The sequence below is a fragment of the Parasedimentitalea huanghaiensis genome (genome assembly GCF_009753675.1).
GTDB classification, from domain to species: domain Bacteria; phylum Pseudomonadota; class Alphaproteobacteria; order Rhodobacterales; family Rhodobacteraceae; genus Parasedimentitalea; species Parasedimentitalea huanghaiensis.
The window spans coordinates 159,448-184,559 of sequence record NZ_WQLV01000005.1; the positions used below are offsets into that span (position 1 = coordinate 159,448).

Here is a 25,112-nt window from a genome sequence, read left to right on the forward strand (position 1 = left end):
AGCAAATTCGCAGTCTGGTTGTATGCCTCATGATCATCACGACCACCCGCATGCGCTATTACCGCCCGAACCTGCTTTGCGGGTCAAGGCGTTGGAAACGATTCTGACTCGCAAAGGGTTGATTGACCCCCGCACCCTGGATCAGATTATTGACACCTATCAAAACAAGATCGGCCCTAAAAATGGGGCGCAGGTTGTTGCGCGGGCCTGGAGTGATCCGGGTTTTCGGGACGCTTTGATGCAGGATGCCACTGCGGTGGTTGCGGATCTGGGTTATTTTGGCCGTCAGGGTGAACATATGGTGGCCGTAGAGAACACCCCGGACCTGCATAATATGGTCGTTTGTACCCTGTGCAGTTGTTACCCTTGGCCGTTGCTAGGTATTCCGCCTGCTTGGTACAAATCTGACGCCTATCGAGCCCGCGTGGTGCGAGAGCCGCGGGCGGTTCTCGCTGACTTTGGTGTGGCTTTGCCCAAAGAAACAGCCGTGCGAGTTTGGGATTCAACAGCCGAGATGCGCTATTTGGTGATCCCAATGCGTCCGGAAGGTAGTGAGGGGCTGAGCGTCGATGAGCTCGCGGCGCTGGTCAGCCGGGATAGTATGATTGGTACCGGGCTGGCCAAGGTGGCCAAATGACTCGCATTCATGACATGGGAGGGCGCTTTGGCGATGGCCCTGTGGTGCCGGATGCGCCAGATGCCCCGGTGTTCGCCACAGACTGGCATGCTCAGGCTCTGGCTGTGACGCTGGCCTGTGGGGCCCTGGGGCAGTGGAATATCGATATCTCACGCCATGCCCGGGAACGTCTATCACCGCAGGACTATACGGGATTCTCCTACTACGAAATCTGGATTTCTGCGCTGACAGGCTTGTTGGTGGAACGTGGCGTTCTGACATTAGACGATCTCAGGGGGCAGGGGGATGATAGGTCTCATCCTCTGGCCTCGCGGATGCTCAAAGCTGATGCCGTGACCGCGATGCTGGCAAAGGGAGGACCAGCGGACCGAGAGAGCGAAATAGCGCCAAAATTTTCCCCCGGACAGGCGGTTCGTTGTCGTCATCCAGGCGATAGTTGTTTGGTCGATGGCGGGCATACGCGTCTGCCTGCCTATGCTGCGGGCGCGTGCGGGTATGTCCTGCGGTTGCACGGCACCCATGTTTTGCCAGACAGCAACGCTCATGATCTGGGCGAAGCGCCGGAACCGCTCTATGCGGTGCGTTTTGCCGCAAGCGAGCTTTGGGCCAATCCCGAAAATGCCGATGATCAGGTGATCATTGACCTGTGGCAAAGCTATCTGGAGCCCCTATGACGGCCTGTCTTCCCGCGTCCGCACCCGAGCCGGTATTTCTGCACCCTTGGCACGCCCAGGTCTTTGCGCTCACGGTGTCACTGAATGAGGCTGGTCGTTTCAGTTGGCCCACCTGGGTGGCACAGTTCTCGCAGGTGCTGGCACGCCACGGTCTGGATAAGGATCTGGATGGTGGCGACGACTATTTTACCGCCTGGCTGGAGACGCTAGAAATGATTCTGGCCAAGGATGGTGCCGCACCCGCACCTGATGTCGAACGCCTACGTGGCGACTGGGAACGCGCTTATCTGGAGACGCCACATGGAGATGTTGTTCGACTTGCAGCCTCGCAAAATACGTAGGGTGCGTGCTTCCACGCACCTCTGACGGCCCTGGTTGCCGACGAATGTCTCTCTCCTGACTCGCCTGCGACGAATTTGTGGTTCCACAATGCCCTCTGCACCGCTATAGGAGGGCCGGTTTCAGATAAATACAAAGGACCAGATATGGCCAATGTCGTCGTAGTCGGCGCCCAATGGGGTGACGAGGGAAAAGGCAAGATCGTAGACTGGCTCAGCGAGCGCGCCGATGTCATCGCGCGCTTTCAGGGTGGTCATAACGCAGGCCACACGCTGGTTATCGACGGCGAGGTGTTCAAGCTTGCCGCATTGCCATCGGGTATCGTGCGCGGCGGTAAGTTGAGTGTGATCGGCAATGGCGTCGTGCTCGATCCTTGGCATCTGGTCAAAGAGATCGAAAGCATCCGTTCGCAGGGTGTTATCGTTGACGCAGAATCGTTGATGATTGCCGAAAATACGCCGCTGATTCTGCCCATTCACGGTGAGTTGGATCGCGCCCGCGAAGAAGCTGCCAGCAAGGGCACCAAGATCGGGACCACTGGTCGCGGTATTGGCCCGGCCTATGAAGACAAGGTTGGCCGCCGTTCTATTCGGGTGGCAGATTTGGCCGATGACGCGACCTTGGAAGCACGCGTTGATCGCGCCTTACAGCACCATGATCCTTTGCGTAAGGGACTGGGTATCGAACCCATCGATCGTGATGCTTTGATTGCGCAACTCAAAGAAATCGCACCAAAAATCCTGCAATACGCTGCACCGGTCTGGAAAGTTTTGAACGACAAGCGCAAGGCCGGTAAACGGATCCTGTTCGAAGGCGCTCAAGGCGCGCTGCTGGATATCGACTTTGGTACTTATCCCTTTGTGACATCGTCCAATGTGATTGCAGGTCAGGCCGCAACCGGAACTGGCATGGGCCCGGGCGCTATCGATTTTGTGCTGGGCATCGTCAAAGCCTATACCACACGCGTTGGCGAAGGTCCGTTCCCGGCGGAACTGAACGACGCCGACGGCCAACGTCTGGGTGAGCGCGGCCATGAATTTGGCACCAATACCGGACGCCAGCGGCGTTGCGGCTGGTTTGATGCGGTTCTGGTGCGCCAAACCTGTGCCACCAGCGGCGTCAATGGCATTGCCTTCACCAAACTGGACGTGTTGGACGGGTTCGAAACCCTAAAGATCTGCACCGGCTACGAGCTGGACGGCAAGCCGCTGGACTATCTACCTACAGCTGCTGATCAGCAGGCGCGGTGCACTCCTGTCTACGAAGAGATGCCAGGTTGGAGCGAATCGACCGAAGGTGCGCGCAGCTGGGCCGATCTGCCAGCCAATGCGATCAAGTACGTGCGTCGAGTCGAAGAACTGATCGGTTGCCCGGTTGCGATGTTGTCGACCAGCCCGGAGCGGGAGGACACCATTCTGGTGACTGACCCGTTTGAAGACTGATGGCTGACAAAAAAGGTCTCAGCTACAGGGCCCGGCGTCGCTGGGCTCTGGTGGTTCTGTTAATTGGGCTGCCATTGTACATTATGGTGGCAACGACACTGGCAGGACGACTCTCCGAGTATTCTGTGCTGCTGCAACTTGTGGTTTTTGTTGTCCTAGGAATTATCTGGATTGTCCCGTTCAAACCGCTGTTTCGCGGTATTGGGCAGCCCGACCCGGACGCACCCAAAGATCAATAAAGGGTGCTGATTAAACGCAAAAGGCAGGTCGAGAGACCTGCCTTTTTGCTAGAAAAAAAACTATGACGTTTAGCCAGCGACACGCTCGTCTGGGCGAAACCCGATCTGACCAGAGGCGGTAAAGTGTCCACTGTTGGTCTTTTCAATTTTCCCTTCGCGGAGCAACTGCCCAAAGGATCGCAACCCGTCTTCGCGATTGAACTCAGCGCTGTCCAGCAGTTTGACCTTATTCATCAACTGCGGACGTGAGAAATGCTCTCGGCCTTCGACAAAACTCATGTAAGAGGCGGCGGCTTCAAGTAGTTCATACAATTCCACCGCGCCACTTTCCAATGCATAGGCCGCAAATCCACCTTCGAGCCCTTTGTCCGCAAAGGCTGCATCATCTGCCTGGGCCGATGCGACCCGGCGCGGACGAACCGGTCCGTTGGATTTTTCTGGGGCTTCGTCGATGCGTTGCTCGGCCACCAGTTTTAGGGGGGCTGGACGTTGGGCCGGAGTCGGGCGTGGTGCGCTTCCCTTTGCAGCAGTTGGACGGCGTGGGCGAACCACGCTGGCCAGATCATTGCGGTAATCTTCATCACTATTGGTGACGCCAGTACTACCGCCTGCGGCGCGGTCGGCCAAAGCTGCGGCCATGGCTGCGCGCAGATGGTCGTAGGTTTCACGCGATGACGAAAGTTCGGGATCTTCCAATTTTTCATCCGCGGCATCCATCAACCGCGAGACATCGCTGTCCGGAGTTTCCGCCACTGGGGAGGGCGCAGGGGCCGGTGCAGGGTCTTCTGCTACCTCCTGCTTGGTCTCATCAATTGGTTCCGGGGTGTCATCATTGGCCAGCAGTTCCGCTTCGACAGCGGCCAGTTCCTGCAGCAATTCAGCCTCGTCAGCGTCCGACAAGGAGGTCTCAGGCGCTGGTTGAACAGGCTCTTCCGCAACTTCTTCCAATGCCCCAGATTTGACGGCATCGTCGATCACTGCACGCTTCACGCGCACGATTCTGGCGCGTCTTGGACGCTTTGTCGCTGGAGCTTCTGCGGCGGTTTCAGCCGGTTCGACCTGTTTGGACACTTCAGCGAGGATATTGGCGTCCTCGCTTTGGCTGTCAGATGTGCTGTCTTGCTTTTCAACGCCTTCAAACAGGCTATTGTCCTCTTCGACGTCAGCTTCAGCTTCAGTAGCCGACGTTGTGGCTGCGGCATGGTCAACTTCGGGTTCTGGATCGGTTTTGATTACAGCAGCCTGTTCAATCTCTTCCGAGACTTCAGGCTCCGCTGGGGATTCAAGATCCGGCGCAGGTTTGGTTGCCGCTTCGACCTTCGTCTCGACTTCAGCCTTGGGTTGACTTTCGCTGTTGTCTGCCTGGCGTTGATCAATCAGGTCTAATGCTTGAGCGATTTCGACCTGATCCTGACTTGCCTCATCAGCAGCAAGTTCGGCTTCGTCGTCCAGACGCATTGCGGCAGCGATATCCACGGCGGATTCCTGGATGAAATTCTCGGCGTGTTGATCTTCTGAAAATTCTTCGTCCCGTGGGGCCTGCGCAACGACGGCACGAATGCGCTGCAGTTTGGCAGCGATGCTGTCTGCTGCTGGCGAAGAGTCTTCGCTTGCGTCAGGTTGCTCGCCTGCAGGTTCATCCGCGACCAAGTCCTCAGCGGTGGGCAGACTTGCAGCTTCTGGGGTCGCAGGTGCAGCAGCCACGGCTGTTAGATCTACCGGTTCTTCAACTGCGGTTTCAGTTTCGGATTTGGTGACAACAAAATCTTCAGCCGGGGCCTCTTCAATGGCCACTTCGGCGGCGGCCTTCGGAGTGGGCACCTCAGCGGTACTTCTTGCGGGTTTTTCTGGTGCCTCAGCCGCCTGAGGCGCTGGTTCGGCTGGTTCAACAGCGGGTGCTACTGGTGCAGCAGCTGGCTTGGCAGGTTCCGTGGATTCGGCTGCCCGCAGGTGGATAGCTCCATCACTTGTGCGGGCTTCAACCTGGCGGGAAACTTCGCGTTGAGCGATGCGCGTCAACATCTCGGCGTCCGGCTGAGGCGGTTCAGCGCCAAAATAGCGATCGTCGGACGCAAGATCGCGGAAATATTCAGCGATTGCCTTCATGGTATCAAACGAATCTTCGAACCCTTCCAGCGTGCAGGAGAAGGTTCCATAAGAAACGGTTAAAACTTTGTTATTCTGTACCATAGGAATCTTGTCCTCGCCAAAGCTATTGCCGTTTACATAATGGGCGCAGAGCGTCAAATTCTGCCCGAATTCGTGCAATTGATCGTATCTTTTTGTGACCAGATTATGGCCTGTTTCGAAACCGACACAAATTCCGGGGGAAAACGTTGATTGTAGAGCAAAACGAACCAGTAACTTTGATCGGAGGCGGTGCAGTTGCCGCCGGGGATCTGGATCTCGCCTTATCTCTGGCTCCCTTTCTGGTTGCTGCTGATGGAGGCGCCGACCTGGCCTTAAGTGAGGGGCGCATTCCTCATGCGGTGATTGGAGATTTGGACTCTCTTTCAAATATAGTACGCAAGCAATTGGCGCCAAATACAATTTACGAAATTGCTGAACAGTCCAGTACGGACTTTCATAAGGCGCTGCGCCACATCAAAGCGCCAGTGGTGCTGGCGGTTGGTTTTTTGGGGGCACGAGTGGACCATCAGCTGGCCTCTTTTAATACACTGGTTCAGGTATTGAGCAGCCCTTGCATTCTATTGGGAGAGCAAGAATTGGTCTTTCATGTTCCTCGTGAAATCTCTTTGGAAACCGAGGCAGGGGAAACCGTGTCATTATTCCCAATGGGCCCTGTCACAGCGGAATCAACTGGGCTGCAATGGCCATTGAATGGCCTGAATATGTCCCCAATGGGAAACATCGGAACTTCAAATCGGGCGTTAGGGCCTATGTCTCTGACAATGGAGGGGCCAGGTTTGTTGGGGATTATTCCGCGCCGCCATCTGCCACAGCTTATGCAGCAGATCGCTCAGGCGCCGTCTTGGTCGTCGAAAGCTGCCTTGCGGTAGTTCTTTCGCGCAGAATTACATAGAGCCCTGCTGAGATTGTTAATGCAATTCCAACCGACGCCATAGTGTTGGGCAATTGATCAAAAATCAGCCAGCCAAACAGGGTTGCCACTGGAATTTCAAGATACTGCATAGAGGCAAGCGTTGCGGCTGGAGCGTATCGCAGGCTCCAGGTCATCAGCAGGTGCGCCACCGTGCCAAGCCCACCAATAGCAGCCAGCAACAGCCATGCCTGGCCACCCGGAGATTGTAGCATCAGGGCAGGGACTTCCATTTGATTGCCGATGAGCAGCAAAGGCGTCAGCAGAGCGCAGGCCATTACCCCCGACACAGCTTGCAGGCTGACCGGGTCAGTTTCTTTGGCAATCTGTCTTGTCACCAGCATGAAAAGGGCAAAAATCACAGCCACAAGAAGTGGCCATAAAGCAGGCCAGCCGACCGCAACAAAGCTAGGTTGCACCACCAGCAAAGTGCCGCCAAAACCAACGATACATGCGCCGAGTCGGCGTATACCGATCTCTTCGCCAAGCACGTATTTTCCCAGTAGCAACATGATGAAGGGCATTACAAATGCGATGGCAATGGCATCTGCCAGTGGCAGGTGTTTCAGCGCCGTGAACATGGCGCCAATACCGATGATGTGTAGTAGAGTGCGTAAAAAAGTGAGTTGCAGCACACGGCCCTGCATACGCCATTGACGCCTGTTGACCCAGATCAGTGGCGTCAGAAGCAAGACCTGTACCGCAAACCGTATAAACAGCAACATTCCCAGCGGTACAGTATCGCCCAACAGTTTGGCGACGGCGTCACCCAGTGGGGCGACAACGCAAAATCCCAACATCAGTAGGATACCAAGAGTGGGATGATCCCGTGTCATGGGTACACACTAATTTTGGAGTGGCGTAAATGCAAGCTTTGGTTGAATTCTCCTGGGGGGGATTCAACAATTGGGCACATTAACCGCAAGACCGCCAAGTGATGTTTCCTTGTATTTCTCATGCATATCCTGGCCAGTCTGTCGCATGGTTTCAATCACCGAGTCCAGCGGTACAAAGTGCTGGCCGTCACCCCGTAACGCCAGCGAAGCTGCAGACACAGCTTTGATTGCACCCAGTCCGTTGCGCTCGATACAGGGCACCTGTACCAGCCCTTTTACAGGATCGCAGGTCATACCAAGATGATGCTCCAAGGCGATTTCCGCTGCATTTTCAACCTGTTCTGGAGTGCCACCCATGACAGCGCAGAGGCCCGCTGCTGACATGGCTGCAGCAGATCCGACCTCTGCCTGACAACCCGCTTCGGCCCCTGAAATAGAGGCATTGTATTTCACCAATCCACCAATCGCGGCTGCAGTTAGTAAAAAATCCTCAACATGGCTGGGAGAGGCACCGGGAACATGGTCCAAATAGTAACGCAACGTGGCGGGCAGCACTCCGGCTGCGCCGTTGGTTGGTGCGGTCACCACTTGACCACCGGCGGCGTTTTCCTCGTTCACGGCCATGGCGTAGACGCTCATCCAATCATTGATGGTATGCGGTGCTGTCAGGTTTAGTCCTCGTTCGGCAACCAGAGCATCATGAATACCCTTGGCTCGGCGGCGCACCTTCAGCCCACCGGGCAGAATGCCATCACGCACCAACCCGCGTTCAATACAAGCGTTCATCACTTGCCACAGACGCGCAGTTCCCTTGGCCAGGCTTTGCTCGCAGCCGCGCGATATCTCGTTGGCGCGTTTCATGCCCGCTATGGTCTTGCCGCTGGATTTGGCCATTTGCAGCATCTCGGCAGCAGAGTGGAACGGGAACGGGACTGGCGCGCCTTCGTCGGTATCTTTGCCATCAGCCAGCTCTTCTTCGGTCAGGACAAAGCCTCCACCAACAGAATAGTAGATCTGTTTCAGAGTCACATCACCCTGTGCATCCGTTGCCATCAGGATCATACCATTGGCATGCCCTTCCAAGGCATGGTCATAGTCAAACGCCATGTCGGACGTTGGATTGAAGCGCAGCGACCCCAAACCTTCGGGACTTACGGTTTGGGTGGCGTGAATGTCAGCCAATGCAGCCTCGGCTTTGGCATCGTCATAAGTGTCGGGCAGGAACCCGGCCAGTCCAAGAATCGTAGCGCGGTCGGTGGCATGGCCGACACCGGTGAAGGCCAGTGAACCGTGCAGCGAGGCTTTCACTCCGTGAAAGTCAAACGGAGAGGCGCGCATCAGGTCCAAAAAGCGCGCTGCTGCCACCATGGGGCCCATAGTGTGCGAAGATGATGGGCCGATGCCCACTTTGAACATATCAAAAACAGAGAGGAACATCAGGTTGCAGAGCCTTCTGGAGGGGTGGCAGGTGTAGGGCTGGTGAACGGGGTGGCGCCAAGACCTTCGGCAGTCCGGGCAACAGTGACCGAGGCACGTAGCTCGAGCTCGGCGCAAAGGGAATACAGGTGCGGATACTGGGCCAACACAAACCAACTGCGGTCGCAGCCAGCCGGGTAGAGCGCCATCCAGCGCAGCTGGCAAGCCAGATAGAGATCTAACACGGATGGCTCTTTTGCTCCGAGCCAGCCTGGGTGTTGGGCTGCCGCGGCTTCCACATTGGTCAGATGTCTGTGCAGCCGTTGACGCAAAGTTTTGCGCAGGACTTTCTGCTGTGTTGCGTCCGGACCGACATAGGTTCCGGGATAGAACAGCATGCGCAGATCGGCATGCAGGGTATTTGATGTGAAAAACAACCATTTCAGGAAGTCGCCACGCTGTTTACTGTCAACATCGGGTGCTAGTGCCTGGTGACGGTCCGACAGCCAAAGTAAAATTGCTGCAGTCTCGAATATCGGCCCCTCTGGAGTTTCCAGAACCGGGATCAGCCCATTAGGGTTTAGAGTACGATATGCGTCACTGCGCTGCTCGCTGATACTGCGATCGACCAGCACAGTTTCGTAGCGCAGGCCGAGCTCCTCCAGTGCCAGCCGAATGATCAGCGAGGCATTGTCAGGGGCGTAATGGAGGCGATAGCACGATGTCATAGCCATGGTCCTAGTTAACATAAGGGCAGAACAGGTGCCTGTTTCCGACGTTTCCAATAGGAAACACGTAATTCTTGCCTATTTAGCGGATCTGTGGGGGGCTGTCATCAACGCGTTAAACACTCTTGTGAATTGTCGCTCGCAACCTTGGCCTGCTTTGCTTATAACGCCTGCAAACGTCCCTACGGAGTCACCGTCATGACCGGAGAACTGTCGCCTATCGACAAGGCAAAGTTTGTTGCCGCAAAGCGTGCAGCTGATTTTGTCGAGGACGGAATGCGGGTTGGATTGGGCACTGGCTCAACCGCCGCATGGCTGGTCCGCTGTCTTGGCGAAATGGTCCGCGATGAGGGGCTGAAATTCAAAGGTGTACCAACATCAACCCGCACTGCTGAGCTGGCGCGTGAAGTTGGTATCGAAGTGATTTCGCTGGACGAGGCCAAGTGGCTGGACCTGACTATTGATGGTGCGGATGAGTTTGACGGCGATTTGAACCTGATCAAGGGCGGCGGCGCGGCCCTGCTGCAAGAGAAGATTGTGGCGACAGCCTCTGATCAAATGGTGGTGATCGCAGATGTTGGCAAAGAGGTCGAAACGCTGGGCGCGTTTCCTCTGCCAGTAGAGGTCATTCCCTTTGGGTGGCAGACCACCCATGCGCTGATCGAAGAAACCCTTATTTCCATGGATGTATTGGGCCGCTCGGCGACCCTGCGCATGAACGGGGACAGGCCTGCCATCACGGATGAAGGCAACCACATTCTGGACCTGCATTTGCAACGCATTGGCAACCCTAGACAGTTGGCTCTGGTGATGAACCAGATTCCGGGTGTGGTTGAAAACGGATTGTTCATTGATATCTGTGACACCGTCGTGATCGGCTATGGCGATGGTAAGGTCGAGGTTCGCGACATCAATGAAGGCACTGTTGAGCATGATCGGTTGGATTTTGTCGAGAGCGACAATTTGTTCACCGATCTGGCGGATTAAGGGATAGACGACCATGAGCTTTGATTACGATCTTTTTGTTATCGGTGGCGGGTCCGGCGGTGTTCGGGCTGCGCGGGTTGCTGCGGGTGACACCGGCGCCAAGGTGGCGCTGGCAGAGGAAGACCGGTATGGCGGCACTTGTGTGATCCGGGGCTGCGTACCCAAGAAACTGATGGTGTTTGCAAGCGAATACGCCACCATGGTCGAAGATGCGCAGGCCTATGGATGGGACATCAAAGCCGGTGGGTTCAATTGGGGTCACTTTCGCGGCAAGATGCATGCTGAACTGGACCGGCTGGAAGGCATCTATCGCAACATCCTGAAGAACAATGGTGTCGAGAGCTTTGATGCGCGCGCCAAACTGGTGGATGCTCATACGGTTGAGCTGTCAGATGGGACACGGAAAACTGCCAAACACATTCTGATCGCGACAGGGGGCCACCCGATCAAACCAGACATTCCTGGTGCCGAGCTGGCAATCACCTCAAACGAGATCTTCCATCTGGAAACCTTGCCCAAGACTATGCTGATTGTTGGCGGTGGCTACATCGCCAGTGAATTTGCCGGCATTATGAATGGCTTGGGCGTCAAGACCACGCAGTTTTACCGTGGGGCGCAAATTCTTCGCGGCTTCGACGACGAAGCGCGCGGGCTGGTCTGCGAAGAAATGTGCCAGGCAGGCATTGACGTTCATCTCGGCACCAATGTGCTGGAAATGCGCAAAGAAGGCGATCAGATCTGGGTCAAAGCGACGAATGGTGAAGAGCGTCTGTTTGATCAGGTTATGTTTGCCACTGGGCGAGCACCCAATGCCGATGATCTGGGGCTAGAGGCGCTGGGCATAGAGCGTGGTCGCAAGGGTGAAATTCTGGTTGATGACTACAGTCAGACTGGGGTGCCATCTGTTTTTGCCATTGGAGACGTGACCGACCGGGTCAATCTGACCCCTGTTGCGATCCGCGAAGGCATGGCCTTTGTTGAGACCGTGTTCAAAGGCAACCCCACGAAACCGGATCATGAGCTGATCCCAACGGCCATCTTTACCCAACCCGAAATGGGTACCGTTGGGTTAAGTGAAGAAGATGCAGCCGAACAAGAACCGATCGATGTCTACTCGACCAGCTTTAAACCCATGCAACAGGCCTTTGCAGGCCGCGCGCAACGTGTTTTGATGAAACTGGTGGTTAGTAAGGCCAGTCGCAAGGTTTTGGGTTGTCACATTGTGGCACCAGGCGCGGGTGAAATAATCCAGCTGGCGGGCATTGCGGTCAAAATGGGAGCCACCAAGGAAGATTTCGACCGGACAGTGGCGGTGCATCCGACCATGTCCGAAGAATTGGTAACAATGAAAACACCTGTGCGCAGCGCTTGAAATTTAGCGCTCGGACCACAGGTTAGCACAAATGTCGCGTTTCGCGATGAGATAGGGATAGGACACAAATGTCGGGCAATAGTGGTGGCCCCTGGGGGGGCGGAGGCTCTTCCGGTGGCGGAGGCAATAAGGGTAATAATGACGGCGGCAACAACGGTGGCGGCAAACGTCCTGACGATGACGGCCCTCAGATCCCTGAGATCGATGAGCTGGTGAAAAAAGGCCAGGAACAGCTGCGTGTGCTTATGGGCGGCGGCGGTAACGGTGGCAAAGGCGGCGGTAATCGCGGCGGCGGCAGTAGCGGCCCACAGCTCACCAAAGGCACCGTAGGACTGGGCGCAGTTATTGCTGTTGGTGTGTGGCTTGCGACCAGTTTTTATACTGTCAAACCAGAAGAGCAGTCAGTTGAGCTGTTTTTGGGTGAATATTATGCCACGGGTGAACCAGGCCTGAACTTCGCACCTTGGCCTTTGGTCAGTGCCGAGGTGATCCCGGTTAAGGTTGAACAAACAGAAACCATTGGCGCAGGCGCACGTGGCGGAGATGCTGGTTTGATGCTGACCGGTGATGAAAACATCATCGACGTGGATTTTCAGGTTGTCTGGAATATCAACGACCCGGCTAGCTTCCTGTTTAATCTGCGCGACCCAAAGCAGACAATTCAGGCGGTGTCTGAATCAGCCATGCGTGAAATTATCGCGCAGTCTGAACTGGCGCCAATCCTGAACCGTGACCGGGGCATCATCTCGGACCGACTGCAAGAGCTGATCCAATCAACACTCGACAGCTATGACAGTGGCGTCGATATTATCCGGGTTAACTTTGACGGTGCTGATCCACCTGAGCCAGTTAAGGATGCTTTCCGTGCTGTACAGTCAGCAGGTCAGGAACGTGACCGGTTGGAAAAACAAGCGGATGCCTATGCCAACCAGGTTCTGGCTGGAGCCCGTGGTTCGTCCGCTCAGACGCTGGAAGAAGCCGAAGGGTATCGCGCCCAGGTGGTGAACGAAGCCGAAGGTGAAGCCAGCCGTTTCACTGCCGTTTTGGAAGAATATGCCAAGGCTCCAGAAGTGACGCGAAAGCGACTGTATCTTGAGACCATGGAAGAGGTTCTAAGTCGGGTCGACAAGGTCATTCTGGATGATACCGCTGGTGGTGGTGGTCAGGGCGTAGTGCCTTATCTGCCGCTGAATGAATTACGCCGGACGGAGGGCAACTAATGCGGAAAACTACATTTCTCCTGCCTGTCATTGTACTTGCAGTTGTTGCAATGCTGTCGGCACTGTTCATCGTGGACGAGCGCGAAAAAGCGCTGGTACTTCAGTTTGGTCGGGTTGTTTCGGTTAAAGAAGATCCCGGTCTAGCGTTTAAAATTCCGCTGATTCAGGAAGTTGTCACCTATGATGACCGCATCCTGAGCCGTGAAGTTGGCCCGCTGGAGATCACTCCATTGGATGATCGCCGTTTGGTGGTTGATGCCTTTGCCCGATACCGTATTGCCGATGTTCGTCAGTTCCGCCAAGCGGTGGGTGCTGGTGGTATCGCGGTCGCGGAAAACCGGCTTGATTCGATCTTGCGGGCAGAAATCCGTGAGGTTCTGGGTTCGGTTAGCTCCAACGACATCCTGTCATCTGATCGGGCTGTGTTGATGCTGCGCATCCGCAATAGCGCCATTACTCAAGCGCGTGGACTGGGTCTGGAAGTGATCGATGTTCGACTAAAGCGCACCGATTTGCCACAGGCCAACCTTGAAGCGACCTTTGCCCGGATGCGGGCCGAACGTGAGCGTGAAGCTGCAGATGAAATTGCCCGTGGTAAGGAAGCCGCGCAGCGGGTTCGGGCTCAAGCCGACCGTACACAGGTCGAACTGGTGTCTGAGGCTGAGCGTGAAGCAGAGATCATTCGCGGTCAGGCAGATGCCCGACGCAACGCGATTTTTGCCGAGGCCTATGGCAAGGACATCGAGTTCTTTGAGTTCTACCGGACACTGTCTGCCTATCGCAGCTCGATGCTGGAAGGAAATTCCTCGATGGTTCTGTCGCCCGACTCTGAGTTCTTCAATTACCTGAAGTCCTCAACCGGGGCTGCAGCCAACTGATGGCGATGATCTTTCTAGCCCTTGGGCTGGTGTTAGTAGTGGAGGGGCTGGCCTATGTGCTGGCCCCTTCGCTTGTTGAACGGTTGCTAGAAATGATGCGGCAACTGGCATTGGATGAACGCCGCCGGGTTGGGGTCTTGGCCATCGTTTTGGGAGTGACCCTGCTGTGGATCGCGCATCAATTGGGGGCGTAGCGCTGTGTAAAACGACTCTACGGTTACATAAATCTACGCAAGTTGCTGGTTATGGGCGGATTTTAGCGCATATTTCCAACTGAACCCCGGGATAAGCCGTAAAGAGTTCTCACTTCATTTTGAAAGCGTGCAACATTTATTGCGGCAAGCGTGGAAGTGACTACATTGTTGCTCATGCCTCCCCGGGTCGCAAAACTGGCCCTGTCGCTTTGATGCGTAGGAGGAAGGCAACAATGATAAGGAGTAGTTCCGTGCAGCCTCAGGCAAAATCAATTTCAATCAGCCAAGACAGATTGGCCGCTGCCCCCCGGTTGATGTGGCTGGCGCTGGTCACCACTGTGATGGTTCTGGCCCAAGCGCTGGTGGCCCAGGCACGACCCGAGAGCCTTGCGCCGCTGGCTCAGAAGATCAGCCCGGCGGTGGTCAACATCACCACAACAACGGTGATTGAAGGCAGAACTGGACCACAGGGCATTGTCCCCGAAGGGTCACCGTTTGAAGATTTTTTCCGTGAGTTCCAGGATCGCAATGGCGAAGGCAATGGTGAAGGTGAAAGTCGCAGACCACGCCGCTCTTCGGCTTTGGGTTCAGGGTTTGTCATCTCTGAGGACGGCTACATTGTCACCAACAACCATGTGATTGCTGATGCCGATGAGATCGAGATCGAGTTCTTTCCAGGGGACGGCCAGCCGAAAGAGCTGCTACCAGCCAAAGTAATTGGCACAGACGAGAAGACCGACATTGCCCTTCTCAAGGTAGAAGCAGAAATGCCTCTGGCTTTTGTTAGCTTTGGTGACAGTGACAGCGCATTGGTTGGCGACTGGGTGGTAGCCATGGGCAACCCGCTGGGGCAGGGGTTTTCAGTTTCGGCTGGGATCGTTTCAGCGCGAAACCGCGAGCTGAGCGGGTCGTATGATGATTACATTCAGACAGATGCGGCGATCAACCGGGGCAACTCAGGTGGACCGCTGTTCAACATGGATGGCGAAGTCGTTGGCGTAAACACTGCAATTTTGTCACCCAATGGCGGCTCGATCGGAATCGGGTTCTCGATGGCATCGAATGTGGTGACCAAAGTTGTTGATCAGCTGAAGGAATTCGGAGAAACCCGTCGTGGTTGGCTGGGCGTTCGAATTCAGGATGTGGACGAAGATCTGGCAGATGCCATTGGTCTGGCCAGTGCTGCTGGCGCACTGATTACTGATGTGCCTGATGGTCCTGCCAAAGAAGCCGGAATGTTGGCTGGAGATGTTATCCTGACATTTGATGGCGTCGAGGTTGAAGACACCCGCGCATTGGTCCGTCAGGTTGGCGCGACGCAGGTGGGCAAGGCCGTCCGGGTTGTTGTTCACCGTGAAGGCGGTACTGAAACTCTTTTGGTTACGCTGGGGCGTCGAGAGGATGCCGAACGCAGCGCCGGATTGACACCCCCTAAAGAAGATGCGGCACCAGAAGCTGCTGAAAAAGAGCTTTTGGGCCTTACCATCGGAACGTTGACTGATGAAATGCGCGGCGAATTAAGTGTGCCAGAAGGGTCAGATGGTGTGGTCATCCTGTCGGTAGATGAAGCTTCGGAAGCCTGGGAAAAAGGTTTGCGTGGTGGGGATATCATCACTGAGGCTGGCCAGCAAAAAGTGACCGCGCTTGATGACTTTGAGGATCGTATTGCCGAGGCAAAAGAGGCGGGGCGTAAGTCGCTGTTGCTGTTGGTGCGTCGCGGCGGTCAGCCTCGGTTTGTTGCGCTCAATCTTGGCGACTAAGCCAGCCAAATTGATTGCGTGTAGGAGGCCGGGCCGGGTGCTCGGCCTTTTGCTTTTGCGTTAGCTCGACAAACAAAGAGCCATGTGCGGGGGCACATGGCTCTTCTAAGGGTCGACGGATCAATGGGATGGAACTGGCATGATCCGCCGTGGTCTCTGTATGCGGCACCGATCCCTTGTGATCTGTGACCCAGATCACAAGAGTTTCAAAAAAACCTGGAAACGGTGACTTTTTTCGCAATTACATCAGTGTTTAGGAGCGTGATCACCAGTTGTGTGTCACGGTTGAAAACGTGAGAGCAGGGAGTGGTTAAGGTCAATCTAAATCAGTTCAGGTTCCGCCAAGCCATGCAGGGCAGCACGATCCAGGATGACCACCCCTCCACGGCTGATTTCGATCACTCCGCCACGCTTCCAGGCGGCCAAGGTCTTAGAGACTGCCTCGCGGGTGGCGCCGATGAATTCTGCGAGTTCGGCTTGCGATAACGCCAGCCTGCCGCCCCGGGTTTCCGATGTCAGGTGCAGCAATTTACGAGCCAACCGAACTGGCATCGCCAGAAAAACTTGCTCGTTGTATTGATTACCCATCCAACGCATCCGCTGTCCAGCCAGTCGCAACAGGTCTCCTGCCAGTTCGGGGTAGCGCAAAATCTGCGAGAGCACGTCACGATTTCGCAGGCGCAACACGCGGCTTGCTTCCATCGCGGTAGCGGTGGCGGTGCGCTCACCTGGATCAAACAGCGCGATTTCACCAAACACAGCGCCGGTTCGCATGATATCGAGGGACAGCTTGCGCCCTGCTGCGGAAAGAATGGAGAATTCCAACGCACCGCTGGTGATGGCAAACAGTGCATCGCCCGCATCGCCCTGCTCGAACAAGACCTCGCCGGGCGCCAGCTTGACCTCAGTAGCCTGACTTTCCAGCATTTGTTTTAGGCCTTCGGAAATCCCAGACAGGAAACCGGTTTGCGGCAGTTGGTCACGTGGCATTCGTAAGTCTCCGTTTCGCGTCCTGTGGTTAGCTTTCTATAGCAACCAGACCCAGCTTGCGTGCCGCAGCTAGGGATAGCAGGCTGCTATCTAGCCCCTGGCTTTCCTGATAGCGACGTATTGCGGCACGGGTCATGCGATCCATGTCGCCGTTGATCGGGCCTCGGTAAAGGCCGCGCACTGTTAGGGCTCGTTGAACCGAGGCGATGAATTCAGGTGTGAGATCCTCGGGGCAGGGGGATTCAAACCAGATCTCGCGGCGTGGGCGGACGATGTCCTGCCGGGTTTCGGTTTTGAACATAGCGGGTTGGATGACGGTGCCATCTGCAAGCACTTCGGCCGGTTGCAACATCACCTGATGAGTCACGGTTTCAATTATAGCAGGGGTGACGTGTTTGCCCCAACAACTACCTGGAGCAGCGCCCGGTGGTGCATTCTGTCCGGCGCGGGTGACCACGCCGTTGTCATCGCCAAGAGGCGTGCAAGCGCTGAGAAGACCTGACAGCAGAGCGGTCAGGAGAATGGGGCTGGTCGTCGACGTCATGCTCGTTGGCCTCTGGCGGCGGATATGCCGGGCGATTTGGCGCAGACTAGCTTAGTTCTGGCGGCGGCGCAAAGGTGACCTGTTCTGGTGATTGCAGCAGATCCACTTGTGGGGGGGCTGGGTGGTGGCACCGGATCATATGCGTCGCGAAAGATTGACCGGGACATAAGTGGAACACAGGCGATAAATATCCTGCTTCAACCAATCGGTGTCGCAAATGGGTCTGGCGCTGATAGGGGGGCTTGGCTACACAGGCGCTCGAGTACCGAAAGGGGAAGACCTGATTATGGCAAAAATTACCTATGTCGAGCACAACGGCACAGAACACGTCGTCGAGGTGGCCAATGGGCTCACCGTGATGGAAGGTGCGCGCGACAACAATATCCCGGGCATCGAAGCAGATTGCGGTGGCGCCTGTGCCTGTTCTACCTGCCACGTCTATGTGGATCCAGCTTGGGTGGAAAAAGTCCCAGCGAAGGACGACATGGAAGAGGACATGCTGGACTTTGCTTTTGAGCCTGATCCCGCCCGTTCGCGTTTGACCTGTCAAATAAAGGTCACCGATGCGCTGGACGGTCTGGTTGTCAAAATGCCGGAAAAACAGATCTGATGTTTTCCTCGGGTTCAATGGCGCGGCGTCTGATGTCCCGCCTTTGGCCCGGTTCCTGCCGCCGCGCGGCGCAGTTGTTGCGCTTGTGGCTAACCGGGATCTGCGTTGCCGGTGCGGCGCAGGCCACGCCGCCGGACGTTATTGTCGATGCCTGGTTCAGTGAACCGACTACCCGGTATGATCACGCCATATTGGGTGATGATGTCGAGTGGGGTGCGTTGTCACTAGAAGTCGACGCCTGCTGGCAATGTGAAAGCAGCCAGACCTACAGGCTGATCATTCGCCTGCCAGAAACCCATGTGTTCGAAGATCTGGAACCGCGTATCATCGCGGGCGATGATGGGCCGACGCTGGTGATGGTGGTGGAAAGCAGCCAGACCCAAGGCGCGCGGCTGGCGCTGTATGACGAGGCCGGATTGTATGCCGCGACACCATTCATTGGCCGCCCACATCGCTGGCTTGCACCGATCGGTTCGGCGGATCTGGATGGCGACGGCTGGCCCGAGGTAGCCTATATTGACCGCCCTCATCTGGCCAAGACATTGCGGATCTGGAGCTTGCGGGATGGTGAGCTGATCGAGGTGGCCAGTCAGGGTGGATTGACCAATCATCGGATTGGTGAGGATTTTATTACCTCGGGTATTCGCGATTGTGGCGAAAGGCCTGAGGTGGTGACTGTGGATAGTGCTTGGTCGCGGATTGTGGCTGCGACACTGGAGGGTGGTGTGATCAGCAGCCGGGATGTCGGGGCGTTTGACGGGCGGGCGAGTATGGATCGGGTGTTGCAGTGCCAATAAGGGGGTAGCGGTAAGGAAGCGGGTTTTGTCTTTTCAATAGCCTACTGTGCTTTTGGGAGAGATGGCCCAACTATATTCAATTATTTTCTGGTGATGCATGTTTTTGAGCATTCAAAAATTCTGGTATGGACTTTGCGGCTGGACATGGAGCGAAACTCCCCTGCCTTCGGGGATAGTTGTGGGCTTGGTGGCAAACCGGAAATCAGAGCTGAAGGCCGTCTATTTACGGCAGGACACAGCGGTTTATCCGACTATCTCTTGGGCGGATGTAAGGCGGTCAATGTGGATTACGCTACCGCATGGAATATGGCCAATGATTTGCAAGTTTTACCGTAGCGACAAACAATCGAAACTGGCGTATGATTTCTTTTATGACGCGGATTACAAAGCAATTTGTTATTCGTTAGACGGTGCAATTTTTTCTTTTCCTTTCAGAGATATTCCTGAAATCGATAGACTTATAACTGATTATCCAACGCCGGGAGTTTAAGGGGGTAAGACCGAACCTCTGCGCCGCGTAGCGGCGCTGGGCCCAACGGGAGGCGGCATCGATAGATGCCAGCCGACGGGCGGGAGAGCTTGGCGGGTGGGGTAACCCATGGGTTACTTGGGTTCTGTATTCCTTGGATCCATTCAAAAACCTCGTGTCTCTCAACTAAACACAGCAGGATTACCGGCGGGTAAGAAGAGCGTACGCTGTTAGGGGGTAGGCGCAACGTGTCGAGTCTGCCGACTTGCGTTGGGCTGGATTTCCTCACAGTGTTCACGCGTTGAACTTTGAAAGCCGTTTGATGTTACGCAATTTCCTTTTGGCTCTTGTTTGGATCGCCGCTGTGCTGGTGGTTGTTGGCTTTCTGGGCTCATTGCACCGCGCTGCGGACAGTATAGCTATTGTTAGGCCCATGCTTGGGATCGTTTGCCTGTTGGGAGTCATCCTTGGCAGGGCGCTTTGGGACAGGGCAGTCTTTGCGGCAATCACGCTCTTAGCTGTGTCCACCACCGCTGTCTCGTTCCTGCCGCAGCCTGCGGGCGGAGATCTGCGGGTTTATTCCAAGAACCTTTGGTTTGCGAATGCAGAGGTCCAGACGGTGGCTGCCGATATTGAGGCCGCCGATGTGGATGTGGTTATGCTGCAGGAAGTGTCGGACAAGAACAGGTCAATCCTAGGGCTGCTGGAGCCAAGCTTTCCTCATCAGCATCTGTGCAGGTTTTCGGGCTGGAGTGGCATAGCTTTGGCCTCACGGCATCCATTTGCCGGAGACCCGGAGTGTTCCAGTTGGCGGGCGGTATTGGCAGCACCGGTTGTCGTGGATGGTCAGCGTGTTTGGACGGTGTCTGCACATGTTCCATGGCCTTGGCCGCATGACAGTGTTCAGAATGAACAGGCAGCCGAGGATGTCCTATCCAAACTGGAGGGGCCAATTGTCATTGCAGGGGATTTCAATATCGTCCCGTGGTCAGGGCGGATTGAAAGAACAGCGGCTTTGACGGGAACTCAACTAGCAGGTCCTGCGCGCCCTACGTTGTACCTGCGAAACATACCGCTGCCGATTGATCTGGTCTTGGCTCCGGGAGGAGGGGCTATGGAGGTGCGGCCCAATCTGGGGTCGGACCATGCAGGCGTCGTTGCGGATGTCGCGCTTTGGAACACAGTCGACCGTTGGCAAAGCCTTGCCGAATTGTTGCTGAGAGATTTTGGTAGCTAAGGTAGAGCATGGCCGAGGTGGGGGCTGCCCGTGTGGAACATCGCACATCTTTGATTTGATAGGCCACGTATTTCCGATCCAGCCCCTCCAACTCGTCAGATCTTCTGAGCTATTGCACAAGTTGTCTGTGGGGGTGAAGGTGCAACCATGGCTACCGAACTAGACTGCTCCACCGCTGCACTAACCGGACTGGCGAGACGGCATATCCGGGTGTTTCAGGTCCACCAATTTCTCGATCGTTTTGCGATGGGTTTGACAGTTGCCGTTGTTGCTCTGGCCTTAACTGATCGAGGCATGGACCTCTTCCAGATTTCTCTGCTCTTTGGGGTCTATTCCCTTACGACCTTGGCGATGGAGCTCCCGTTTGGAGGATTGGCCGACAGTATCGGGCGCAAGCCGGTTTTTCTGGCTGCGGTCGTGGCCAGCATGGTCTCACTCGTACTCTTTCTCTCAACCAGCGATTTCTATGTCCTCGGGCTCTCATTTGCCTTTATCGGTTTTGGTCGGGCGCTGCGGTCGGGCACGCTTGACGCCTGGTTTGTTGAAACCTTCAAGGCCGCTGCGCCAAATGTGGATATTCAGCCCGCTCTGGCAAAGGCGCAATGGGCCAATGCTATTGGGCTGGCGGTGGGGGCTGTGTTGGGTGGGCTTCTGCCCGATCTTTGTGGTTCGGTGGCTGAGAGTCTGGGGTTCAGTGTATATGATGTGTCTTATTTGGTCAGTTTGGCGGTGATGCTTGGGGTGTTCGTCTATACTCTGCTTGTCATTGAGGAAAAACCGCGCCCGCTGAACCCTCAAGCCCTGAAGCAGGGGTTTGCATCTGTGCCATTGGTGATCAAAGACGCCGGTCTTCTCGCGCTCAGACATCCGGCGTTGTCGATGCTGTTGGCAGCTTTGGCGTTTTTCCTGATGGCAACCAACCCGGTTGAGGTGATTTGGCCGACCCATGCCAAGCCGATGTTAGACCAAGCCTATGCAAACACGGTTATTGGGTTCCTGACCGCCTCGTATTTCTTCTCAATCGCGCTTGGCGCGTCGCTGTCCGCTCGCATCAGTCGGATGTTCAGGCGGCGGCATGCCGTGACCCTTGCGGCGGCGTTTGCCTGTTTGGCAGGGGCTCAGATCGCACTGGCGCTACAAGGCAGCATCATTGGTTTTGTCGTGTTTTTCATCCTGTATTCGGTCGTGCTTGGAGTGTCCGAGACGCCAGCCAGCAGCATTCTGCATAGATGCGTTGAGGACCATCAGCGATCCACAATGCTGTCTTTAAGGTCGCTGATACAGCAGCTAGGAGCAGCTTTGGGCCTGATCTTGGCCGGTGCTCTTGCCGAGGTTTATTCGACACCCACGGCTTGGATGGCCTGCGCTGTGTTTCTTGTGGTCGCCGTGATCCTAGTCAGCATCCTGGTCAAACGGCTTGCCGCAGAGCCTGAATAGAAGACAAACCTGCGCCGCGCAGCGGCGCTGGGCCCAACGGGAGGCGGCATCGCCAGATGCCAGCCGACGGGCGGGAGAGATTGGGGGGGGCGGAGAGTTGGAGCTTTGTCGCCAGAAATCCGGGAAGCCGTGCGGGAGCGATCCGATGCTTTGGCTCGCGGGGCATTTGCCCAAATCTATCAGCCCGAGTATGTGCTGCTTGGGTCACTTGACAGAGAAGTTGATTTTGCCATTCTCGGTGTTGTTGGCTCTCGCCAGGCCGCCTTTGTGTCCGCTTCTAAACACTTCTTCTGGATCGGTTGTGTGGCGGTAGCGCAGTTTTCCGTGACCCTCGGGGTTTTAACGTTAGAAGGTGTCGAGGCGGCAGTTAGCAGTGTTTCACTGTCAAAAGGCGATTAATCAGATGCATATTCAAACAGCGATACTAATGTGAGAACGGGGCTGCTTTTTTCTTTGTTCCTGAGTGTATCAGCGTCAGGAGTGCCTTCATTTGCCCAAGAGCTGTACGAGATCGTGCGGGATCATGAATTTCTTGACGTTCGGAAAGCTCTTGAACGGCAACAATGGTCCAGGCCCGATCTTTCAAAGGCCCTAGTTGCTGCTAGCAGGGCTTAATCGACCAGCCGCCGCGCGACTCTTGCTCGAAGCTGGGGCCGATCCAAATTTCAAAATCTTGGGAAGCAGTGTTATAGTGACTGCCGTGCGGGAGAATAGTGTCGCTACACTAGATTTGATCCTGAAAAACGGCGGCGACCCTAATCAACGGGTTTGCTTCGACTGGACGCCGCTACACCACGCGATCCTAGCAGATGGTGTTAGATTTCAATCTCTGGGAATTCTGCTTGAACACGGCGTTGAGATCGACGCGCGAACAAACTTGCAGGTGACGCCCTTGCACAGGGCTGCCAAATTTTGTCTTGGGAGAGCCGTAGAAGCTCTTCTGAACGCTGGTGCGGACCCATCCCTCACCGAGAAGTATGGAAGAACTGCCTATCAACGATCTGTTGCTGCGGATTGCCCAGGGATAGGAGGTTTATCACCACCCTGATTTCTTGCAAATGCGGGTTGCTACTATGCCGCTACCTGCTCAGATCCCTATTTATCTGTTATAATATTCCGTACTGTGGTTGGGTTTCATTTGCCGCCCAGTGCTATTTTTTGTTTCCGCGCGCGTTCCAATCTGCCGAGAACTGGCGAATGAACGTGCATTGAGATGCGAAGAACGGACATTCTAACTATTTGCAGCATTATGCACTCGGGCTCAGTCGGACACATGCATCGCCGCCGCACATGTCCGGTTTGTGACCGCTGGGTCAGTTGATGACGCAACAGCTAAAGTCACCTGATGTTCAGCTGCCCGGCCAAACGGCCGAGCTACCGGTGGTTCGATCAACCGGTTACTTCAGCGCGCGCCAGCCGATGTCGCGGCGCATAAAGCCGCCGGGCCAGTCGATGGCGTCAGCAGCCGTATAGGCGCGGTCGCGGGCCTCTTGCAGGCTGTCACCACGGGCTGTGACGTTCAGAACCCGCCCACCAGTAGCCAGCACCTTGCCGTCTTGGGCCTTGGTGCCTGCGTGGAACACCATGTTGTGGCCATCTTCGGTCAGGGCGTCGAGACCCTTGATCTCGGTGCCCTTTTCATAAGACCCCGGATAGCCCTTGGCGGCCATGACAACGGTGATGGCGTGATCATCCGCCCAGTTGACCTGCGCTCGATCCAAGCGGCCTTCGGCAGCGGCGTGCATCAGGTCCATCGCCTGTGCGCCAAGGCGCATCATCAGCACCTGGCATTCCGGGTCGCCAAAACGCACGTTGTATTCCACCAGACGCGGCTGACCGTCTTTGATCATCAGACCGGCGTAGAGAATGCCCTGATAGGGCGTTCCACGTCGGGCCATTTCTTCCATGGTGGGCTTGATGATCTCTGCCATTGCCTTGGCCTCGATCTCTGCGCTCAGCACTGGGGCGGGCGAGTACGCGCCCATGCCGCCGGTGTTCAGCCCGGTGTCGCCTTCGCCAACGCGCTTGTGGTCCTGGGCCGATCCCATCGACAACACGTTGGTGCCATCAACCAGCACGAACAGCGAGGCTTCCTCGCCTTCCATGAACTCTTCGATCACCACCTCGGCGCCTGCGGATCCAAAGGCCCCGCCGAACATATCATCGATGGCCTCCAGCGCGGTGGCCTCGTCCATGGCCATGATCACGCCCTTGCCGGCGGCCAGACCGTCGGCCTTGACCACGATTGGCGCGCCTTGCTGGAGGATGTAGTCCTTGGCGGCCTCAGCATCCGTAAAGTGGCCGTACCCTGCGGTGGGTGCATCCACGGCGGCGCAGATTTCCTTGGTAAAGGCTTTTGACGCTTCCAGCTTGGCCGCGGCCTCGGATGGGCCAAAGACCAGCAGGCCCGCATCGCGCAGGCGATCAGATACGCCAGCGGCCAGCGGGGCCTCGGGGCCGACGATGACAAAGTCGATGGCGTTTTCTTCGGCAAAGGTGACAACCGCGCCACCGTTGTTGATGTCCAGATCGGCGCAGGTGGCGATCTGCGCGATGCCCGCATTGCCGGGCGCAACGATCAGCTTGTCGCATTTGGGGTTCTGCATAACCGCCCAAGCCAGCGCATGTTCGCGCCCACCGCTGCCGAGGATAAGGATATTCATCGTGCTCTCCAAATGCTAAGCTTTGCGCGCGGTCTAGAGGCTGACGGCGAAACAGGCAAGAGTGGCATTATTTTATGGCGCATTTAAGCAAGCCCGAATTATGGGCGAAGATTGAGAGCTATGAGTTTTCTGATCTTCAAGATGGGACCAGTTTTGCTGATTATGTGGAAAGCAATATCAAGGCCAGCTCTGAGACGGTGGCGCTAGCCATTACCGAATATCGCCGGTTCATATATCTGTGCATGGTTGCGCCGGGAGAAGTAGTGCCGCCCAAAATGGTAGATGAGGTCTGGAATAGCCATTTAGCACTAACGCACGATTACTCGGAGCAGTTTTGCCCAGACGTGTTGGGCTGCCGACTGGACCATGTTCCCACTAGCGATGGATTTCAAAAAAACAGGCGGTTATGCGAAGGCCCATAAGCTTTACTGGCGTGAATTCGGCAACACAGCGCCGGAACTGATTTGGCCCTTTAAGACTGCCGAACAAGCGCTTTAAGGTTTTGGGTTTGTTTGGGATAGCTGCATTTGCAGCCGTAGCATTGCAGACCGGGGAGATTGTATTTCTGTTTGGATCAGCCTT

General features: G+C 55.8%; 27 protein-coding genes. 20 read left to right on the plus strand and 7 right to left on the minus strand.

The features are described 5' to 3' along the window. Positions 1 to 22: 22 nt before the first annotated feature. The 5 genes from nthA (at position 23) to GO984_RS09855 (ending at position 3,331) form a co-directional block, all read left to right on the plus strand. Entirely contained in the window at positions 23 to 637 is a 615-nt protein-coding gene (gene nthA / locus GO984_RS09835; RefSeq protein ID WP_157022347.1) for a nitrile hydratase subunit alpha, read from the plus strand. Next, entirely contained in the window at positions 634 to 1,311 is a 678-nt protein-coding gene (gene nthB, locus GO984_RS09840; protein WP_157022348.1) for a nitrile hydratase subunit beta, read from the plus strand. Before nthA ends, nthB begins: the two co-directional genes overlap by 4 nt. After that, a complete protein-coding gene (locus GO984_RS09845) occupies positions 1,308 to 1,652 on the plus strand; it encodes a nitrile hydratase accessory protein (protein ID WP_157022349.1) in 345 nt (114 codons plus the stop codon). Before nthB ends, GO984_RS09845 begins: the two co-directional genes overlap by 4 nt. Positions 1,653 to 1,796: 144 nt before the next feature. Beyond that, positions 1,797 to 3,092: an adenylosuccinate synthase gene (locus GO984_RS09850; protein WP_157022350.1), complete on the plus strand. Its 1,296-nt coding sequence runs from the start codon at positions 1,797 to 1,799 to the stop codon at positions 3,090 to 3,092. Beyond that, positions 3,092 to 3,331 carry a DUF2842 domain-containing protein gene (locus GO984_RS09855; RefSeq protein WP_157022351.1) on the plus strand — a complete coding sequence of 80 codons (240 nt, stop codon included), beginning with the start codon at positions 3,092 to 3,094 and terminating at the stop codon, positions 3,329 to 3,331. Before GO984_RS09850 ends, GO984_RS09855 begins: the two co-directional genes overlap by 1 nt. A gap of 69 nt (positions 3,332 to 3,400) precedes the next feature. Here the strand turns inward: GO984_RS09855 and GO984_RS09860 are convergent, their stop codons facing one another. Further along, the gene (locus GO984_RS09860) at positions 3,401 to 5,521 is read right to left on the minus strand and encodes a prolipoprotein diacylglyceryl transferase (protein WP_157022352.1); all 2,121 of its coding nucleotides are present in this window, start codon (positions 5,519 to 5,521) and stop codon (positions 3,401 to 3,403) included. Positions 5,522 to 5,667: 146 nt separating this feature from the next. On the opposite strand from GO984_RS09860, the gene GO984_RS09865 reads away from it, so the two are divergent. After that, entirely contained in the window at positions 5,668 to 6,351 is a 684-nt protein-coding gene (locus GO984_RS09865; protein WP_245231063.1) for a thiamine diphosphokinase, read from the plus strand. On the opposite strand, the gene GO984_RS09870 is transcribed toward GO984_RS09865, so the two are convergent. The 3 genes from GO984_RS09870 to GO984_RS09880 all read right to left on the minus strand — a co-directional run bounded on the left by GO984_RS09870 (position 6,296) and on the right by GO984_RS09880 (position 9,372). Beyond that, positions 6,296 to 7,228 (minus strand): DMT family transporter, encoded by a 933-nt coding sequence (locus tag GO984_RS09870; RefSeq protein ID WP_157022354.1) that lies wholly within the window; start codon positions 7,226 to 7,228, stop codon positions 6,296 to 6,298. The genes GO984_RS09865 and GO984_RS09870 overlap by 56 nt on opposite strands. 63 nt (positions 7,229 to 7,291) lie before the next feature. Then, positions 7,292 to 8,665, minus strand: coding sequence for an L-serine ammonia-lyase (locus GO984_RS09875; RefSeq protein ID WP_138162413.1), 1,374 nt, complete (start codon positions 8,663 to 8,665; stop codon positions 7,292 to 7,294). Then, positions 8,665 to 9,372: a glutathione S-transferase family protein gene (locus GO984_RS09880; RefSeq protein ID WP_157022355.1), complete on the minus strand. Its 708-nt coding sequence runs from the start codon at positions 9,370 to 9,372 to the stop codon at positions 8,665 to 8,667. Before GO984_RS09880 ends, GO984_RS09875 begins: the two co-directional genes overlap by 1 nt. A gap of 198 nt (positions 9,373 to 9,570) precedes the next feature. On the opposite strand from GO984_RS09880, the gene rpiA reads away from it, so the two are divergent. The 6 genes from rpiA to GO984_RS09910 all read left to right on the plus strand — a co-directional run bounded on the left by rpiA (position 9,571) and on the right by GO984_RS09910 (position 15,783). Then, on the plus strand, positions 9,571 to 10,359 hold the full coding sequence (gene rpiA / locus GO984_RS09885) for a ribose-5-phosphate isomerase RpiA (RefSeq protein WP_138162411.1): 789 nt from the start codon (positions 9,571 to 9,573) through the stop codon (positions 10,357 to 10,359). Between the two features lie 13 nt (positions 10,360 to 10,372). Continuing rightward, on the plus strand, positions 10,373 to 11,731 hold the full coding sequence (gor, locus tag GO984_RS09890) for a glutathione-disulfide reductase (RefSeq protein WP_157022356.1): 1,359 nt from the start codon (positions 10,373 to 10,375) through the stop codon (positions 11,729 to 11,731). Positions 11,732 to 11,799: 68 nt separating this feature from the next. Beyond that, a complete protein-coding gene (hflK, locus tag GO984_RS09895) occupies positions 11,800 to 12,951 on the plus strand; it encodes an FtsH protease activity modulator HflK (RefSeq protein ID WP_138162409.1) in 1,152 nt (383 codons plus the stop codon). Continuing rightward, on the plus strand, positions 12,951 to 13,829 hold the full coding sequence (hflC, locus tag GO984_RS09900; RefSeq protein ID WP_138162408.1) for a protease modulator HflC: 879 nt from the start codon (positions 12,951 to 12,953) through the stop codon (positions 13,827 to 13,829). Before hflK ends, hflC begins: the two co-directional genes overlap by 1 nt. After that, the gene (locus GO984_RS09905) at positions 13,829 to 14,023 is read left to right on the plus strand and encodes a DUF2065 domain-containing protein (protein ID WP_157022357.1); all 195 of its coding nucleotides are present in this window, start codon (positions 13,829 to 13,831) and stop codon (positions 14,021 to 14,023) included. The genes hflC and GO984_RS09905 overlap by 1 nt, the downstream gene beginning before the upstream one ends. 251 nt (positions 14,024 to 14,274) lie before the next feature. Then, on the plus strand, positions 14,275 to 15,783 hold the full coding sequence (locus tag GO984_RS09910; RefSeq protein WP_425339649.1) for a Do family serine endopeptidase: 1,509 nt from the start codon (positions 14,275 to 14,277) through the stop codon (positions 15,781 to 15,783). A 321-nt stretch (positions 15,784 to 16,104) separates the two neighbouring features. Here GO984_RS09910 and GO984_RS09915 read toward each other — a convergent pair whose 3' ends face one another. Next, a complete protein-coding gene (locus tag GO984_RS09915) occupies positions 16,105 to 16,773 on the minus strand; it encodes a Crp/Fnr family transcriptional regulator (protein WP_157022359.1) in 669 nt (222 codons plus the stop codon). 28 nt (positions 16,774 to 16,801) lie between these two features. Continuing rightward, positions 16,802 to 17,317 (minus strand): peptidoglycan-binding domain-containing protein, encoded by a 516-nt coding sequence (locus tag GO984_RS09920; RefSeq protein ID WP_157022360.1) that lies wholly within the window; start codon positions 17,315 to 17,317, stop codon positions 16,802 to 16,804. Between the two features lie 286 nt (positions 17,318 to 17,603). Between GO984_RS09920 and GO984_RS09925 the strand changes: the two genes are divergently transcribed. The 7 genes from GO984_RS09925 (at position 17,604) to GO984_RS23975 (ending at position 22,915) form a co-directional block, all read left to right on the plus strand. Continuing rightward, complete coding sequence (locus GO984_RS09925; RefSeq protein WP_157022366.1) at positions 17,604 to 17,927, plus strand: 2Fe-2S iron-sulfur cluster-binding protein; 324 nt, start codon at positions 17,604 to 17,606, stop codon at positions 17,925 to 17,927. 17 nt (positions 17,928 to 17,944) lie between these two features. Continuing rightward, a complete protein-coding gene (locus GO984_RS09930; protein ID WP_245231064.1) occupies positions 17,945 to 18,724 on the plus strand; it encodes a VCBS repeat-containing protein in 780 nt (259 codons plus the stop codon). A gap of 97 nt (positions 18,725 to 18,821) precedes the next feature. After that, the gene (locus GO984_RS09935; protein ID WP_157022368.1) at positions 18,822 to 19,214 is read left to right on the plus strand and encodes a hypothetical protein; all 393 of its coding nucleotides are present in this window, start codon (positions 18,822 to 18,824) and stop codon (positions 19,212 to 19,214) included. A gap of 301 nt (positions 19,215 to 19,515) precedes the next feature. Then, positions 19,516 to 20,430, plus strand: a complete 915-nt coding sequence (locus tag GO984_RS09940; protein ID WP_157022369.1) for an endonuclease/exonuclease/phosphatase family protein — start codon at positions 19,516 to 19,518, stop codon at positions 20,428 to 20,430. Between the two features lie 147 nt (positions 20,431 to 20,577). Further along, on the plus strand, positions 20,578 to 21,867 hold the full coding sequence (locus tag GO984_RS09945) for an MFS transporter (RefSeq protein WP_157022370.1): 1,290 nt from the start codon (positions 20,578 to 20,580) through the stop codon (positions 21,865 to 21,867). A gap of 105 nt (positions 21,868 to 21,972) precedes the next feature. Continuing rightward, on the plus strand, positions 21,973 to 22,266 hold the full coding sequence (locus GO984_RS09950; RefSeq protein WP_157022371.1) for a hypothetical protein: 294 nt from the start codon (positions 21,973 to 21,975) through the stop codon (positions 22,264 to 22,266). 301 nt (positions 22,267 to 22,567) lie between these two features. Further along, complete coding sequence (locus tag GO984_RS23975) at positions 22,568 to 22,915, plus strand: ankyrin repeat domain-containing protein (RefSeq protein WP_425339647.1); 348 nt, start codon at positions 22,568 to 22,570, stop codon at positions 22,913 to 22,915. 349 nt (positions 22,916 to 23,264) lie between these two features. Here the strand turns inward: GO984_RS23975 and purD are convergent, their stop codons facing one another. After that, complete coding sequence (purD, locus tag GO984_RS09960) at positions 23,265 to 24,530, minus strand: phosphoribosylamine--glycine ligase (protein WP_157022375.1); 1,266 nt, start codon at positions 24,528 to 24,530, stop codon at positions 23,265 to 23,267. Positions 24,531 to 24,604: 74 nt separating this feature from the next. Between purD and GO984_RS09965 the strand changes: the two genes are divergently transcribed. Beyond that, positions 24,605 to 24,952 (plus strand): glycine-rich domain-containing protein, encoded by a 348-nt coding sequence (locus tag GO984_RS09965; protein ID WP_157022376.1) that lies wholly within the window; start codon positions 24,605 to 24,607, stop codon positions 24,950 to 24,952. Positions 24,953 to 25,112: the final 160 nt, after the last annotated feature.